Source organism: Rhodococcus rhodochrous, assembly GCF_900187265.1.
GTDB lineage: Bacteria > Actinomycetota > Actinomycetes > Mycobacteriales > Mycobacteriaceae > Rhodococcus > Rhodococcus rhodochrous.
In genome coordinates, this window is sequence record NZ_LT906450.1 from 4,203,072 (window position 1) to 4,219,172 (window position 16,101).

The 16,101-nt window shown below is 64.5% G+C and carries 14 protein-coding genes and 2 riboswitches; of the genes, 9 read left to right on the forward strand and 5 right to left on the reverse strand.

Annotated features, from left to right (window positions below):
- The first annotated feature begins 15 nt into the window (after positions 1–15).
- A riboswitch (cobalamin riboswitch) is annotated at positions 16–136 on the forward strand.
- Between the two features lie 40 nt (positions 137–176).
- From CKW34_RS19265 to CKW34_RS19295, 7 genes are all read left to right on the forward strand, one after another.
- Entirely contained in the window at positions 177–1,373 is a 1,197-nt protein-coding gene (locus tag CKW34_RS19265; RefSeq protein ID WP_059384539.1) for an ABC transporter substrate-binding protein, read from the forward strand.
- Positions 1,370–2,473, forward strand: a complete 1,104-nt coding sequence (locus CKW34_RS19270) for a FecCD family ABC transporter permease (RefSeq protein ID WP_080968427.1) — start codon at positions 1,370–1,372, stop codon at positions 2,471–2,473. The genes CKW34_RS19265 and CKW34_RS19270 overlap by 4 nt, the downstream gene beginning before the upstream one ends.
- A 14-nt stretch (positions 2,474–2,487) precedes the next feature.
- Positions 2,488–3,300 (forward strand): ABC transporter ATP-binding protein, encoded by an 813-nt coding sequence (locus CKW34_RS19275; protein ID WP_059384540.1) that lies wholly within the window; start codon positions 2,488–2,490, stop codon positions 3,298–3,300.
- Positions 3,293–3,955, forward strand: a complete 663-nt coding sequence (locus CKW34_RS19280; RefSeq protein WP_231921746.1) for a (2Fe-2S)-binding protein — start codon at positions 3,293–3,295, stop codon at positions 3,953–3,955. Before CKW34_RS19275 ends, CKW34_RS19280 begins: the two co-directional genes overlap by 8 nt.
- Positions 3,952–4,512 (forward strand): DUF7676 family protein, encoded by a 561-nt coding sequence (locus tag CKW34_RS19285; RefSeq protein ID WP_059384542.1) that lies wholly within the window; start codon positions 3,952–3,954, stop codon positions 4,510–4,512. Before CKW34_RS19280 ends, CKW34_RS19285 begins: the two co-directional genes overlap by 4 nt.
- 68 nt (positions 4,513–4,580) lie before the next feature.
- Positions 4,581–4,780: riboswitch (cobalamin riboswitch) on the forward strand.
- Positions 4,781–4,922: 142 nt separating this feature from the next.
- The gene (gene metE / locus CKW34_RS19290) at positions 4,923–7,205 is read left to right on the forward strand and encodes a 5-methyltetrahydropteroyltriglutamate--homocysteine S-methyltransferase (RefSeq protein WP_059384543.1); all 2,283 of its coding nucleotides are present in this window, start codon (positions 4,923–4,925) and stop codon (positions 7,203–7,205) included.
- 27 nt (positions 7,206–7,232) lie between these two features.
- A complete protein-coding gene (locus CKW34_RS19295; RefSeq protein ID WP_059384544.1) occupies positions 7,233–8,450 on the forward strand; it encodes a cobalamin-independent methionine synthase II family protein in 1,218 nt (405 codons plus the stop codon).
- Between the two features lie 45 nt (positions 8,451–8,495).
- Here CKW34_RS19295 and CKW34_RS19300 read toward each other — a convergent pair whose 3' ends face one another.
- The 3 genes from CKW34_RS19300 to CKW34_RS19310 are packed head-to-tail and all read right to left on the reverse strand — an operon-like array spanning position 8,496 to position 12,015.
- On the reverse strand, positions 8,496–9,407 hold the full coding sequence (locus CKW34_RS19300; RefSeq protein ID WP_059384545.1) for an HpcH/HpaI aldolase/citrate lyase family protein: 912 nt from the start codon (positions 9,405–9,407) through the stop codon (positions 8,496–8,498).
- An 18-nt stretch (positions 9,408–9,425) separates the two neighbouring features.
- Complete coding sequence (locus CKW34_RS19305; protein WP_059384546.1) at positions 9,426–10,610, reverse strand: CaiB/BaiF CoA transferase family protein; 1,185 nt, start codon at positions 10,608–10,610, stop codon at positions 9,426–9,428.
- 25 nt (positions 10,611–10,635) lie between these two features.
- A complete protein-coding gene (locus tag CKW34_RS19310; RefSeq protein WP_059384547.1) occupies positions 10,636–12,015 on the reverse strand; it encodes an LLM class flavin-dependent oxidoreductase in 1,380 nt (459 codons plus the stop codon).
- A gap of 122 nt (positions 12,016–12,137) precedes the next feature.
- Here CKW34_RS19310 and CKW34_RS19315 point away from each other — a divergent pair, with 122 nt between their 5' ends.
- Together CKW34_RS19315 and CKW34_RS19320 are read left to right on the forward strand one after the other, a co-directional pair.
- A complete protein-coding gene (locus CKW34_RS19315; RefSeq protein ID WP_059384548.1) occupies positions 12,138–12,857 on the forward strand; it encodes a GntR family transcriptional regulator in 720 nt (239 codons plus the stop codon).
- Between the two features lie 139 nt (positions 12,858–12,996).
- Positions 12,997–13,956: an HpcH/HpaI aldolase/citrate lyase family protein gene (locus CKW34_RS19320; RefSeq protein ID WP_059384549.1), complete on the forward strand. Its 960-nt coding sequence runs from the start codon at positions 12,997–12,999 to the stop codon at positions 13,954–13,956.
- Between the two features lie 112 nt (positions 13,957–14,068).
- Here the strand turns inward: CKW34_RS19320 and CKW34_RS19325 are convergent, their stop codons facing one another.
- Both CKW34_RS19325 and prpB read right to left on the reverse strand, forming a co-directional pair.
- Complete coding sequence (locus tag CKW34_RS19325) at positions 14,069–15,190, reverse strand: bifunctional 2-methylcitrate synthase/citrate synthase (protein WP_059384550.1); 1,122 nt, start codon at positions 15,188–15,190, stop codon at positions 14,069–14,071.
- Positions 15,187–16,101 (reverse strand): methylisocitrate lyase, encoded by a 915-nt coding sequence (prpB, locus tag CKW34_RS19330; RefSeq protein ID WP_059384551.1) that lies wholly within the window; start codon positions 16,099–16,101, stop codon positions 15,187–15,189. Before prpB ends, CKW34_RS19325 begins: the two co-directional genes overlap by 4 nt.

A 16,101-nucleotide genomic window follows, 5' to 3' on the forward strand; every position in this document is an offset into this window, starting at 1 on the left:
GGTATCACGGCGTGTGCTAATTTCGGCACCGTCATTACGATGACGCCAGAGGAAGCCGGTGCGATTCCGGCGCGGTCCCGCCACTGTGACCGGAGAGCGATCTCCGGGAGCCAGATACTCCCGTCGCCGTACCTCCTTGCCCGGGGCGGACTTCCCCGAGAGAGGGCGTAATCGCCATGCGTGTACGCGCAGCCTTCCCGAAGCTCCTGGTCGCGCTGACCTCGGCGAGTCTTCTGCTCGCCGGGTGTTCGACGACCGCATCCGATACCGAGAACGACGCCTCGGACGGGTGTATCACCGACTTCGACCCCTCGGTCGACTATTTCCCCGACAAGTCCGAGATCGTCGACGCCGAGAACTTTTCGATCACCTACGAGAAGAGCTACCAGGTTCTCACCGTGAACGAACCGTTCTCCGCGGCACCGCCGGAGTCGTACGTGCTGGTCAAGTGCGGTGCACCTGCTCCGGAGCTGTCGGGCGAGCTGGCCGCGGCCCAGCAGATTCAGGTGCCGATCACGAGCTTGTATTCCGGTTCGACCACCCACCTGCCACTGGTGACCGAACTCGATGCGCTCGACGTCCTCAGCGGCGTCTCGAACGGCTCCTATGTCTCCGACCCGGCCGTGATCGAACGCATCGAATCGGGCGCCGTCGCCGAGTATGCCGCGGGCGGCAACATCGACACCGAAGCCGTGGTGCTCGCTGCACCCGACGTTCTCATGACCGGCGGCTCCGACGATCCCGCCTACGTCCAGCTGCGGGAGGCCGGAATCGGCGTGGTCGCCAATGCCGAGTGGCTCGAGGCATCTCCGCTGGGACGCGCAGAGTGGATCAAGGTGATGGCCGCGCTGACCGGCAAGGAGAAAGAGGCGGCACAGGTCTACGACGATATCCGGAACCGTTATCTCGATGTGGCGGCGAAAGCCTCCGACGTGGAACCGGCTCCCGTTCTGCTGGGTGGGATGGCACAGGGCACGTGGTACATGTCCTCCGGCGGCAGCTTCATGGGCCGGTTGTTCAGCGACGCCGGTGCGCAGTGGCCGTGGCAGGACGTGACCACCGCCGGCTCGCTTCCCCTCGACTTCGAGGCTGTGGTCGCCGAAGCATCCGATGCGCCGACCTGGCTCGTGGTGAACAACTGGACGTCGATCGGTGACGCACTCGCCGACGACGAACGGTACCGCTCGCTGGCCGCCGTCGGCGCCGGCCGGGTGTGGAACGCGAACAAGGCTCTCGGCCCCAATGGGGGCAACGACTTCTACGAGCGGGGCGTCCTGCGACCCGACCTGATCCTGTCGGACCTCGTGGCGATTCTGCATCCCGACCTGTTGCCCGACCACGAGTTCACGTTCTACCAGCAGCTACCGGCATGACCGCCGTGCTCGGAGCATCCCCTGCCGCGACCGAGTCCGCGCCCGACTCGCCGCCGGGTACCGGACGGGTCTCGCTCGTGTTCACGGCGCTGATCGTGGGACTGGCGGCGGCAACGATCCTGTCGGTGACACTGGGTTCGGTGACGGTGCCGCTCGGCGAGACCCTCCGGGTCCTGTTCGGCCAGGAAGCATCGGATCCGCGCTGGAGCATGGTGATTCGTGATCTGCGGCTACCGCGAACGATCACCGCGATCGCGGTCGGGGCGGCGCTGGGGATCGCGGGTCTGCAGATGCAGACGCTGTTCCGGAACGCTCTGGCGGACCCGTTCATCCTCGGTGCCAGTTCCGGCGCGAGTCTCGGTGTGGCGATCGTCGTCGTGCTCGGCGGGGGCGGAGCGAGTGGCTTCACGGCCGGTCTGGCGGGTCTCGGGCGTGCGGGTGTGGTGCTCGCCGCGGCGCTGGGGGCGGCTGCGGTTCTCCTGTTGATCGTATTGCTGTCGCGGTGGGTGCGGTCGGCCGTCACCCTGTTGCTCATCGGAGTGATGCTCGGGTCGGCGACCACAGCCGTCGTCTCGGTACTGCTGGTGTATACAGACCCGCAGCGCAGTCAGCAGTTCCTGGTGTGGGGACTCGGGAGCTTCACGGCCACGACGTGGTCGGATCTGAAGTTGCTCGTCCCTGTCGTGCTCGGCGGAATCGCCGTCGCACTGCTCACCGTGCGCGCGCTCAATGCGCTGCTGCTCGGTGAGGGTTACGCCCGGTCCATGGGCATCGATATTCGCGCCGTCCGGCTCACCACCGTGGTGTCGGCCGCTCTCCTGGCCGGGGCCACCACCGCGTTCTGCGGCCCGATCGGATTTCTCGGCCTGATCGTCCCGCATCTGGCCCGCATGGCCTTCGGCACTTCGGACCATCGCATACTGCTTCCCGGTGTCGCGTTGCTCGGAGCCGTGCTCGCCCTCGTCTGCGGGATCGTGAGCCAGATGCCCGGTACCGACACGGTGTTCCCCCTCAACGCCGTCACCGCCATCGTCGGCGCTCCCGTTGTGATCGCGGTTCTCATCCGCAGCCGACGCGGAGCACTCGGAGCAGCACTGTGATTCCAGGTAGCACTGTGACCCCGGGCGTGGAACTGCACGACCTCACGATCGGTTACACCCGGCGTCGGGCACTGCGGCGCGGAACGGTCACCGAGGTGGCCTCCGGTCTGTCGGCAGTGGCGCGACGCGGCGAACTCACCGCCCTCGTCGGGCCGAACGGTGCAGGAAAGTCGACGTTGCTCCGGACGTTGTGCGGCCTGCAACCGGCGCTGCGCGGTCGGGTGCTCATCGACGGTGAGGACGTGGCGACGGTGAAGCCCGCCGACCTCGCCACCCGCATCTCGGTGGTGCTCACCGAGCGCATCGACCCCGGCCTGTTCACGGTGCGCGAACTGGTCGCGCTCGGCCGCACACCGCACCTGCCCGCCAGTGCACGGCTGTCCCCCGAAGATCTGGCCGCGGTGGACCAGGCGCTCGAGGCGGTCGGCGCGACCCGCCTCGCATCCCGGCAGTTCTCCGAACTGTCCGATGGGCAACGGCAACGTTCTCTCACCGCCCGTGCCCTGGCTCAGGATCCGTCGCTGCTCGTCCTGGACGAACCCACCTCCTTCCTCGACGTTCCGTCGCGGGTCGAACTGGTGGACGTCCTCGGCCGTCTCGCTCGTGAACAGAACCTGGCTGTGGTGATGTCCACGCACGAACTCGAACTCGCCTTGCGCGTAGCCGACAGGATGTGGCTGCTGGGCACCGACCGGACCTTGACGTGCGATACGCCGGCGGCGCTGGCCGAGTCCGGACGGATCGGGGCGGCATTCGATCGGGGGCGGATGCGGTTCGATTCGCGGACGATGGTGTTCGATCTGAAACCGGAGGACAGCCGTGTCTGACCCAGCGGTGTCCGGCGCGCGCGGGGTGCTCGCGCGAATCACCGCGTGGAGTCCGTACTTTCGTGTCGGTACCGGCCCGGTGGATGCGGGCTGGCGCCCGACCTCCGAACTACGGGATGCCGCGACCCGCGATGTTCTGGTCCGTGCGATATCGGAACGTATGAAGACCGCGGAGCCTCGCGTCGCGGCATCGACCTTGTTCTTCGGTTTCGTCGCACGGCTGTGGTCGGTCGCGGTCGGCACCGTCACCGCCTCTGGACGCTGTGTCCGGCTCGACCCCGACAGGCTGTTGTGGCGCGACGACTCCGGTCTGCAGTTGCACATCGTCACCCCCGTATTCGGTAGCGACCCCGCAACGGAAGTGCTCGATGCTCAGATCGAACCGCTGATCGACGCGTGGCGGGACATCGTTGCGCCGGGGGCGCTCTGGGGCAACACCGCCTCCGCTCTGATCGGTGCTCGGCGCGTCATCGGCGACGAAGCCCGACCGCACGTCGACGCACTGCTGCAGGACCCGCGGCTCGTTCACACCATCGACCGAGCCACAGGCCGCCGGCGCAGTTGCTGCCTGTACTACCGCACACCGTCCGGCGGTGTGTGCAGCGACTGCGTCTTCCCCACACCACCCCGACAGATATCGAAGGAGATGTTGTGACCGTCGTTTTCGATCCCGAGATCGTCACCACCGAGGACGGGGGACGTGAGCAGCGCTGGCCGTTGCCCACCGACGAGGACAGCTTGCTGCGTCTGGTCACCTTGCTGTTCGAAAACTATTGGAACGACGTGTGGTTCGGTCTTCTCATCGAAGGCTCTGCGCTCGAGGTCGCCGCGCCGAACGCACCGAAGAAGATCGGCATGTACGACGGGTACGTCACCGTCGACTTCGGTCGCTGGCACTTTCACCTGTGCATCGGTGAGCACACGGCGAGCGGACCGGAACTGGGCCGGATCCGTCGCTGTGGCCGCGCCGAGTTGTATCGCCGGATCGGTAAGGACGACACCGTCACCTCGTGGGGTCTGCGCCTGTTCAACGGTCGCGACGAGCAGATGCTGACCGTCATGCTGCCCACCCCGTTCCTCACCAACACCCAGCAGCTCACGGACGAACCGGTCTGGGAGCACCTCGAAGCCTGGGACCGCATCCGCGCGGAATTCCTGGAGCTGGAACCGGATCCACGCGACCGGAGCGGAAAGGGCTTCCGTCACTCCTGATTCGACGCAGGTCTATAGTGGTGGGTGCAGTCGGTTCGTCCCTGCCCGGTCGTGAGGAGCCCCAAAGACCGGGAAGTGACGTCGAAGCACCTTCCGAGGTGTCGAAGAGGGAACCCGGTGAGAATCCGGGACTGCCCCGCAGCGGTATGCAGGAACGACCGCCGTCAACAGCACTGGGTGCACACCCGGGAAGCGACGGCCAGTAGGTTCGAGCCTCACGGCTCGGGCGCCTGCGAGTCCGAATACCTGCCGATCGTGTCGGGCACGCCGTGCCCGACGGTATGCCGCCTCGTGGAATGGGCGCACGCCGATCGGCAACACCTCGACCACGGTCGAGAATACGGGGCTCGTATCGGGATGTGCGTTCGTCGGGCGGTAGACCACCCGCGACGAACACCGGAGAAAACCTGATGTCTGTTCCGACAGCTACCCCGTTCACCGCGACCGTGCTCGGCTCCGCGCGTATCGGACCGAACCGGGAGCTGAAGAAAGCCACCGAAGCCTACTGGGCCGGTCGTCTCGACCGCGCCCGCCTCGAAGCGGTCGCCACGCAGTTGCGTGCCGAAACATGGTCTCGCCAGCACTCGGCCGGACTCGATTCGATTCCGGTCGGAACGTTCTCGTTCTACGACCAGATCCTCGACACAGCGGTCATGCTCGGGGCTCTTCCTCCCAGAGTCGAAGGCATCACCGACGACCTGGACCGCTATTTCGCCGCTGCGCGCGGAACCGACGACGTCGCTCCCCTCGAGATGACCAAGTGGTTCGATACCAACTACCACTACCTGGTCCCCGAGATCGGGCCCGACACCACCTTCCGACTCGACGCCACCAAGATCCTCGCCGAGGTCGCACAGGCGCGCGAACTCGGAATTCCGGCGCGTCCGGTCGTCGTCGGCCCCTTGACGTTCCTGTTGCTGTCGAAACCGGTCGACGGCCAAGGCTCGTTGCTCGACCGCGTGGACGAACTCGTACCCCTCTACCAAGACCTGTTCGCACAACTCGCCGGCACCGGAGTCGACTGGGTACAGGTCGACGAACCGGCACTCGTCCGCGATCTGGACGACGCCACCCTCGACGCCGTCGGACGCGTGTACAGAGCCCTGTCACAAGCACACGAGCGGCCTGCACTCCTCGTCGCGTCGTACTTCGGCAGCCTCGGTGCAGCGCTGGACAAGCTTGCGCATACTGCGATCGAAGGCATCGCCGTCGATCTCGTGGCCGGAACCAGCGAGGGCATCGCGGGACTGCCCGCTCTCGCCGACAAACTGATCGTCGCCGGTGTCGTCGACGGCCGGAACGTCTGGCGCACCGACCTCGAACGAGCCCTTTCCAGTCTCGCCACACTCTTCGGATCCACAGCGGCGGTCGCGGTGTCGTCCTCGTGCTCGCTGCTGCACGTGCCGTACACGATCGAGGCGGAGCCCGGTCTCGACGAGTCGCTGCGTAGCCGGCTCGCATTCGGCGACGAGAAGATCACCGAGATCGTGGCACTCTCGAAGGCGCTTCGCGGGGGCCGCGACGCCGTCTCCGAAGAGCTCGAGGCATCCCGCGCCGCTGCGCAGGTACGTGCCTCGGACCCGCGGCTGCGCAACGATCGGATCCGCGGGGTCCTCGCGTCCCTTTCATCGAAGCGGACGCGCACACCGGCCGATCGGCGTCGGGAGATCCAGCGGGGCCACCTCGATCTGCCTTTGCTGCCCACGACGACGATCGGGTCGTATCCCCAGACCACTCGCATCCGAGTTGCCCGAACGGCACTGCGCAAGGGCGAGATCGACCGCACCGAGTACGTGCAGCGGATGCGTGACGAGATCGCTGAAGTCGTTGCATTGCAGGAGAAGTTGGGCTTGGACGTCCTCGTTCACGGTGAACCGGAACGCAACGACATGGTGCAGTACTTCGCTGAGCAACTGGATGGCTTCTTTGCCACCGAGAACGGTTGGGTCCAGTCCTACGGCAGCCGCTGCGTGCGACCGCCGATCCTCTACGGCGATGTTGCACGGCACGCCCCGATGACCGTCGACTGGATCACCTACGCCCAATCTCTGACCGACAAGCCGGTCAAGGGCATGCTCACGGGGCCCGTCACGATCCTCGCCTGGTCGTTCGTCCGAGACGATCAGCCGCTCGCCGAGACAGCCGACCAGATCGCCTTGGCGATCCGCGACGAGACTGTGGACCTACAGGCCGCCGGGGTACGCATCATCCAGGTGGACGAGCCGGCACTGCGCGAACTGCTGCCGTTACGCGCCGCCGAGCATGCCGACTACCTGAAGTGGGCTGTGGGGGCGTTCCGCCTGGCCACCTCCGGCGTCGCGGATTCCACCCAGATCCACACCCACCTGTGCTATTCGGAGTTCGGCGAGGTCATCGAAGCGATCGCCGAGCTCGACGCCGATGTCACGTCCATCGAAGCGGCCCGGTCCCACATGGAGGTCCTCGACGACCTGAACGCCGTGGGATTCGATCTCGGGGTGGGCCCCGGGGTGTACGACATCCATTCGCCGCGTGTTCCGAGCGAAGCCGAGATCGCCGAATCGCTCCGCGAAGCGCTGCGAGCAGTGCCCGCTGAACGACTGTGGGTCAATCCGGACTGTGGGCTCAAGACCCGCCGTACGGAGGAGGTCACGGCCTCACTGACCAACCTCGTCGCGGCCGCCGCCACCGTTCGCGCCGAACTCGGCAACTAGCCTCTCCCCAGCAAAGGTTTCTTCATCATGTCCATCCGAAAGATTCGCACCACCCATGCCGGGAGCCTTCCCCGCACGCCCGAACTCGTCGAAGCCAACCGTGCGCGACGCGAGGCAGCCGACAGCTTCCGGCTCGACACCTCGCAAGAATTCTCGGAACTGCTCGCCGGCCAGGTCACCGCGCTGGTGCAGCGCCAAGTGGACCTCGGAATCACCACCCCCGGCGACGGCGAGTACGGCAAGGCCATGTCCTCGACCGTCGACTACGGAGCATGGTGGTCGTACTCGTTCCAACGACTGTCCGGTCTCGAACTGACCGACGGCGGCCCGTTCGGCAGCACCCCGGTCCGATCCACGCCCGGCAACGTCCGGCTCACCACCTTCCCCGATCGGCGCGACTGGACACTGTTCGCCGAGGCCTACGGCGATCCCGACAGCGGGATCTCCGTAGGTAAGGAACCACCGCTGTTCCCCACAGCGACGGGTCCGGTCACATACATCGGCCACGACGCCATCGCATCCGACATCGCGAATCTGAAGTCCGCCCTCGCCGCCTCGGGTGCCGAGAACGGGTTCATGACGTCGCTGTCTCCGGGCAGCGCCTCCCGGATCGGCAACGAGCACTACGCCACCGAGGAGGAGTTCATCTGGGCGTGCGCGGATGCTATGCGTGAGGAATACCAGGCGATCATCGACGCCGGCCTGATCCTGCAGATCGACGATCCCTCCATCGCCGAGAACTGGGATCAGATCAATCCCGAACCGACGGTCGAGGACTATCTTGCGTTCACCCGGATCCGGGTCGAAGCACTCAACCACGCCCTTCGCGGCCTGCCTCAGGACCGGATCCGTTTCCACCTGTGCTGGGGCAGCTGGCACGGCCCGCACACCACCGACCTCGAATTCAAGTATCTCGTCGAGACGATGCTGCAGATCGATGCAGGTTCGTACTCCTTCGAGGCTGCCAACGTCCGCCACGAGCACGAGTGGCGAGTATGGGAGAACGTGAAACTTCCCGACGGCAAACAGATCGTGCCCGGCGTCATCAGCCACGCCACCAACGTGGTCGAACATCCCGAACTGGTGGCCGACCGGATCGAGAGGTTCGCGAGTGTCGTCGGTCCGGAGAACGTGATCGCGTCGACGGACTGCGGGCTCGGCGGACGGATCCATCCGCAGATTGCGTGGGCGAAGCTCGAATCGCTCACCAAGGGAGCAGAACTCGCGGCAGAACGCCTCTGGTGACACTTCCCGTGCGTGGTCCCGGTAATGGGACCACGCACGGGTTCGTCAGAGTCGGACCTGCGCCAGAATCGCCTCTGCGAGCTTGACGTGCGCGGCATCGACGAGTTGCCCGTCGACACTGGTTGCGCCCAGACCACGGGCCTGCGCGTCGCGGTACGCCTCCAGATTCCTCTTCGCGCGCCGGATCTCGTCCTCGCTCGGCGAGAAGACATCATTGGCGATCTCTATCTGGGACGGGTGGATCGCCCACTTCCCGTCGAAGCCCAGCGCAGCGGCGTGCCGTGCTGCACGTTCGTATCCCGCAGCATTTCGGAAATCGGGGTACGGAGCATCGATCGCGAGCAACCCACCTATGCGAGCAGCCGTAAGTACCTTCATTCGGGCGTAGTGCCAGAAGTCGCCCGGGTATTCGTCGCGTGGTTCGAAATTCGTATCGACGCGCGCATGCTGGGAGACCGAGAGATCACCCGCTCCGAAGATGAGGGCGTCGAGCCTACTGCTGGATGTCGCGATCTCCTCGGCATTCGCCACTCCGGCGACATCCTCGATGAGCACTTCGAGTCGGACGGGTTTCGTGATACCGAGGGTGCCTTCCACCTGTGTGAGCAGTGTGTCCACCCACCACACGTCCCGAGCGGACGTAACCTTCGGGACGATGATGACGTCGAGGTTCTCACGCGCCCCCGAGAGCACTTCGATCACGTCCCCGTAAGCCCAGCGGGTATCGATGCCGTTCATCCGCAACGCTCGAACGGTGGTTCCCCAGTCGTAGTCGTTGAAGGCGCGCACCGCCTTGCCGCGCGCTTCCTCTCTGTTGGCGGGTGCCACGGCGTCCTCGAGATCGAGGAACACCAGATCGGCCTGCGAAGCCGCAGCTTTGGCGAACATCCGCTCGTTGGACGCAGGAGTGGCCAGTTCGGACCGTCTGATCCTGCGCGGTGCAGCGGTTTCGGTCATGATGGATTCCTTCCGTGGTCAGACGATGCTGCGTTCGCGGAGTTCGGCGAGTTCGGTTTCGCTCAACCCGAGGATTTCGGTGAGCACTTCCGTGGTGTGTCGGCCGAGTGCCGGTCCGAGCGTGTCGACGATCCCGTCACTTCGTGAGAAGCGCGGCACAGGCGCCTGCACGAGCAGGTCCCTGAGTTCGTCGTCCTCGACCCGCACGAACACCCCTCGAGCCTTCATCTGCTCGTCCTCGACCAATTGTGCGACATCGTAGACGGGGGCAGCTGCGATCTCCTCCGCCTCGAACACCGCCATGGCCTCGTCGAGGGTATGCCGGCCCACCCACTCGGCGACGATCTCGTCGACTTCGTCCAGGCGAGAAAGCCGACTCTGGGGATCGGAGAAATCCGGATGGGAGATCAGGTCCGCGCGGCCGATCGCCTTGAAGACGCGCAGCGCGATCGAAGGGGCGCTGGCCGACATCGCGAGCCATCTGCCGTCTTTCGTGCGATAGGTGTTGCGTGGAGCAGAGATTTCCCAGCGGTTACCGGATCGATGAGCAATCGCACCGGTCCGGTCGTAGGCGAGCAGTGACTGTTCCAGCAACCGTGCGAGTGGATCGATCAGATTGATATCGATCAGTTGCCCGTCGGCACCGTGCACATCGCGGTGGTAGAGCGCCATCATGACGGCATACGCGGCGTTCAACGACGCGACACCGTCGGCGAGCATGAACGAAGGCAGAGTCGGTGGCCCGTCGCTTTCTCCCGTGCTGTGGGCGAAGCCGCTCATCGCCTCCCCCAACGTGCCGAAACCCGGCCGGGAGGCCTTCGGTCCGTGGAGCCCGAAGCCGGTGACGTGCAACATCACAAGCTTCGGGTTGAGTGAACTCAGTGCCTCGTAGTCCAGACCCCACCGGGTCAGGGTGTGCGGACGCGTGTTCGCCACTACCACGTCGCATTCGACGGCCAGTCGACGTACGAGATCCTGTCCGGTATCGGTCCGGAGGTCGATGGTCACGGACCTCTTGTTGCGGCCGAGGCTTTTCCACATCAGCCCGATTCCACCGTCCTGTACTCCCCATCCGCGGATCGGATCACCACCCTGAGGTTGCTCGATCTTGATCACATCGGCACCGAACTCACCGAGATAGGTGGCGGCAAGCGGTCCTGCCGCGAGAGTCGCCATGTCGAGAACGCGGATTCCGGCGAGCATCGTTCCGCGCGAATCTGCTGCCGGATCAGGCATGCTCGACGACCTTTCCGGCATCGGCGAGATCGGTTGTTCGTGTAGCCATGATGTTCTCGGGACGGGCGAGGCCGAGGTTCTCGCGTAATGTCCTGCCCTCGTAGTCCGTTCGTACGAGTTCACGTGCGCGGAGCTCGGGGACGACGAGACGCACGAAGTCTTCGAATGCTCCAGGGAAATGCGTTGCTGCAATAACAAATCCGTCGCACGAACGTGACTGGAACCAGTGCTCCATTTGTTCGGCTATCTGCGGTCCGGTTCCGACGAACCGCGGTCCTTGCAGCAGGGTGGCGCGGTGGTTGGCGAGCACACGCAAGGTCAGTTCCTGATCTCTGATGTGGCGCTTGACCCCCTGCACGAGTCCACGGATGCCAGAGACCTGGTCGATGAGTTCGTCGGTGACCACATCGTCGAGGCTGTGACCGGAAAAATCGTAGTTGGTGACCTCCGACAGCAGAGTGAGGGAAGCCTGGGGGTGGACGAGGTCGTGCAGGAAGATGTTTTCCTTCTCGCGCGCAATCTGTTCGGTTTCGCCCGGAATGACGTAGACCATCGGCAGTACCCGGACGGAATCGGCGTCTCGACCGTATTCGGCGATGATCGCTTTCTGGTCGGCGTAGTGTTCGGCAGCCACCTCCCGACTCGGATCACCGGTGAAGATGAGATCGGCCCACTTCGCTGCGAATTGCCGTCCGCGGCCGGATTGGCCTGCCTGAATGAGAACCGGGCGTCCCTGCGGGGTGCGGGGCACGGTGAGCGGGCCCTGCACGTCGAAGAACTCGCCGTGGTGATCGAGTTTGTGTACCTTCGCCGGGTCGGCGAAGACTCCCGACTCACGGTCGGCGACGATGGCGTCGTCCTCCCACGAATCCCACAGCTTGGCAACTACTTCGACGAACTCCTCGGCACGGTCGTAGCGCTTGTCGTGCTCGGCGTGTTGGTCCACACCGAAGTTACGCGCCTCGGCGTCGTTGACGGAGGTAACGATGTTCCACGCCGCGCGGCCGCCACTGAGATGGTCGAGAGACGCGAATGTGCGGGCCACGTGGAACGGTTGGTAGTAGGTGGTCGAGTAGGTTGCGCCGAGCCCGAGATGCTGCGTCACCGCCGCGGCGGCACCGAGGATCGCAGTCAGGTCGAGCTTGATCGGACGGGCGCCGTATCGGACGGCGTCGTCGACCGAGTTGCCGTAGATTCCGGGCATCGCGAGGCGGTCGTCGAAGAACATCAGGTCGAACCTGCCTTCCTCGAGGACACGTGCAATGCGCTGGTAGTAGTCCAGACTCAAGAAGTCCTGCGCAGCATGCGGGTAACGCCACGACCCCGAGTACACCGACACATTGCCGGCCTGCATGAAGGCTACGAGCGTCATCCGATCGTTTCTAAGTTCCATGGGTACCCCTCGCTCGAAAAACATATCTGATCTGAACTGATATATTTATTACCCGGTGATAGATTGTCAACCCGACGACCGACCGGGCGAGAAGAGATGCAATGACAGACGTCGACCGCGGCCCCTGGACACTCAGGACAGCACCGACCGATGGTGGCGCCGCGCCGAAACGGACGAGCCGCGAACGCGCCACCGAAATCCTGCGTAATCGAATCCTCTCGGGCGACCTGTCACCCGGCGACCGCATCGACCTCGACGCCGTTGCCGACGAGTTCGGCACGAGCCGCACCCCGGTACGCGAAGCATGCCTCGCTCTCGCCCAGGAAGGGCTGGTGCGCGTCGCTCAGCGCAGCGGCGTCTCCGTCATCGGCGTCTCTCCCGAGACCATCATCGAGAACTTCGCGCTCATGGCGGCACTGTCCGGCGTCGCCGCACAGTGGGCGGCAGAGAAGATCACCGACCGGCAGCTACTGCGCGTGCGAGAACTGCACCGGGAGACTCGTGTTGCCGCCGCCACCGGCGACGACATCGCAACTCTGAACTGGATGTTCCACCGCGAAATCAACAAGTCGTGCGGTTCCGCTCGACTGCAGGCAATGCTCGGCGACGCCGGTCGCATGATCCCGCAACGGTACTTCGAACTGTTTCCCGAACGGGTGCCGTGCAGCCTCGACGAACACGACTCGCTGATCAGCGCTCTCGCACGAGGCGACGGCGCCGAGGCCAGGCGGATCACCGAAGAGCACTTCGCCGGCGCATCGCAGATGCTCAGCGCGTACATCGCGCAGGCAGCTCGTAACAGCGCCGCCGCGATGGATTGAACCTTCCATCGAGCTCGTTCACTTCGGCAGGTCGCCGATCAGGAATCGAGCTCGTGGACGTGTAGCTGTATGACGTGTCGGTATGTTAATCCTAAACAGATACATCAGATCACCATCAATGTATGAAAGGCGTCCCGCCATGACGACCCGTCCGATCCGACCACGACGCAGCACACTTGCAGTACCCGGATCGAATCCGAAGATGATCGACAAGGCCCGCGGACTGCACGTCGATGCCGTATTCCTCGATCTCGAGGACGCGTGCGCCCCCGCAGCAAAGGCCGCCGGCCGCAAGAACATCATCGAAGCCCTCCGCGAAGGCGGATTCGGCGAGAAGATTCGCACAGTTCGGGTCAACGACTGGACGACCCCGTGGACCTACCGTGACGTCATTGATGTCGTCGAAGGCGCAGGAGCACAACTCGATTGCATCATGCTTCCCAAGGTCCAGGATGCTGCTCAAGTCCACGCCTTGGACATGTTGCTCACTCAGATCGAGAAGTCGCACGGCCTCGAAGTCGGTCGCATCGGAATCGAAGTGCAGATCGAGACCGCTTCGGGCCTGATCGCACTCGATGCGATCGCGCAGGCGAGCCCTCGCATCGAGACCCTCATCTTCGGTCCTGCCGACTTCATGGCCTCGATCCAGATGAAATCTCTCACCGTCGGCGAGCAGCCGCCGGGCTACGACGTGGGTGACGCGTACCACCACATCCTGATGTCCATCCTGATGGCAGCACGGGCCCACGGAAAACAGGCGATCGACGGCCCCTACCTCGCGATAAAAGACCTCGACGGGCTCGGTCGGGTCGCAGGCCGGGCCGCTGCACTCGGTTTCGACGGTAAATGGGTTCTGCACCCGACCCAGGTGGACCTGATCAACGAAACTTTCAGCCCGAGCCAGGACGATTACGATCACGCCGAGAACATCCTCGATGCATACGCATGGTGCACTTCCGAGGCCGGCGGCTCTCGCGGAGCCGCGATGCTGGGAGACGAAATGATCGACGAGGCGTCCCGCAAGATGGCTCTGGTGATCGCGGGTAAAGGACGCGCGGCAGGGATGAAGCGGGCAACGGTATGGCAGCCGCCCGAGTGAGAACCGGAAACGGCGGCCCGCACCGTGTCTACGGTGCGGGCCGCCAGGGGAAGGCACCCCGGGGTCAGGAGACGGTGACGGAAACCACCCCGGGGTGCTGCTCTGTGCGCCGTCAGGCCACCACCGGGCGTTGCGGGACACCCGAATACTCGCTGAGCGGTCGGATCAGTGCATTCGACTCACCCTGCTCGATAATGTGTGCGGTCCAGCCGGTGATGCGGCTCATCACGAAGATCGGTGTGAACACCTCGATGTCGAAGCCCATCAGGTAATAGGCCGGGCCGGTGGGACAGTCGAGGTTGGGCTTGATGCCGGTGGCCTCGTTCATGGTGCGTTCGAGGATCTCGTACATCCGTACCCACTTCTCACCGCCGGTCTTCGCCGCGACGTCGAGGAAGGCCCGCTTCATCGTGGGCACCCGGGAGTCACCGTTCTTGTAGACGCGGTGCCCGAAGCCCATGACCTTCTCCTTGCGGGCAAGCCTGCCGCGCAACCATTCCTCGGCCCGTTCGGGTTCACCGATTTCGAGCATGTCGTGCATGACGGCTTCGTTGGCGCCGCCGTGCAGCGGGCCCTTCAAGGTGCCGATCGCGGCGGTGACGGCACTGTAGATGTCCGACAGGGTCGACGTCACCACGCGCGCCGCGAAGGTCGATGCGTTGAAACTGTGCTCGGCGTACAGGATCAGCGAGACCTCGAACGCCTTGACGATCTCTGCGTCCGGCACCTCTCCGAAGCACATGTTCAGGAAATTCTCGGCGAACCCGAGCGAGTGGTGAGGCGCGATCGGATCGAGGCCGTGACGGCGCCGATGGTCGGCCGCGACGATCGTAGGCAGCAGAGCCATCATGCGAAGGGCCTTCTCACGCTTCGCCCGAGACGAGTTGTCCCATTCCTCTGGGTCCTCGGCGCCGAGATAGCTGATAGCGGTGCGCACCACGTCCATCGGGTGGCAGTTCTCCGGCATCTTCGCCACCAGCGCCAAGAGCGATCGATCGGCGCGACGATTCGCACGCTCGCGTTGACAGAACAGCTCGAGTTGGGAGTGGGTCGGCAACTCGCCGTTCCACAACAGGTAGGCGACCTGCTCGAAACTGCAGTGTGCCGCGAGGTCCTGCACCGCATAACCACGGTAGGTCAGCGAATTCGTCTCGGGCACCACCTTGGAGATCGCGGTGGTGTCGACGACGACGCCGGCCAGCCCTTTGTAGATGGTCGGGACTGTGTTCGTCATTGGTTCCCTCCGAGCGTGAAGTTGAATACTCCGGAATCGAACTCGTTGTAGCGCTCGTACTCGAGCAACTCGTACAGCCGCGACCGCGTCTGCATCTGGTCGACGAGAGTTTCCTGAGTGCCCTCCTCATGGATCACTCGTAGACCCCGCTCGATCGCGCCCATCGCCAATCTCAGTGTGGTGACGGGATATATCACTGCGTTGTAACCGATCGCCTCGAGGGCCTGTGCCGGGATGAGTTGCGACTTGCCGAATTCGGTCATGTTCGCAAGTAGCGGGATATCCACAGCTGTACGGAACTTCTCGAAGTTGGCGCGGGTGTGCAGCGCTTCGGTGAAGATCAGGTCGGCACCGGCCTCGGCATAGGCCTTCGCACGCTCGATAGCAGCGTCGATGCCGTCGATCCCTGCGGCGTCCGTGCGTGCACAGATCACGAAATTCGGATCGCGGCGAGCCGTCACGGCGGCACGGAGTCGCCGAACCATCTCGTCGGTCGGCACGATCGCCTTGCCGTCGAGATGTCCACAGCGCTTCGGATTGACCTGATCCTCGAGGTGCAGACCGGCAAGACCCGCATCTTCGGCTGCGAGCACGGTGCGCGCTGCGGACATCGGCTCACCGAATCCGGTGTCGGCGTCGATGAGCACAGGCAGGTCGGTGACCGCGGCGATCTGCCGACTGTGCGAGACAACCTCCGTGAGAGTCGTCAACCCGATGTCGGGGAGCCCCAGCCCGGCCGAGAAAGCGCCACCGGAAACGTAGACTCCCTCGAATCCGATTTCCTGGATCAGTTTGGCCGTCAACGGGTTGATCGCACCGGGGAACCGCTGGATCTTCCCCGATTGCAGTCCCGCCCGGAACGCCGCGCGCTTGTCCGCCACCGATGTGGAAGCTGCGATGAGTCCGGTCAT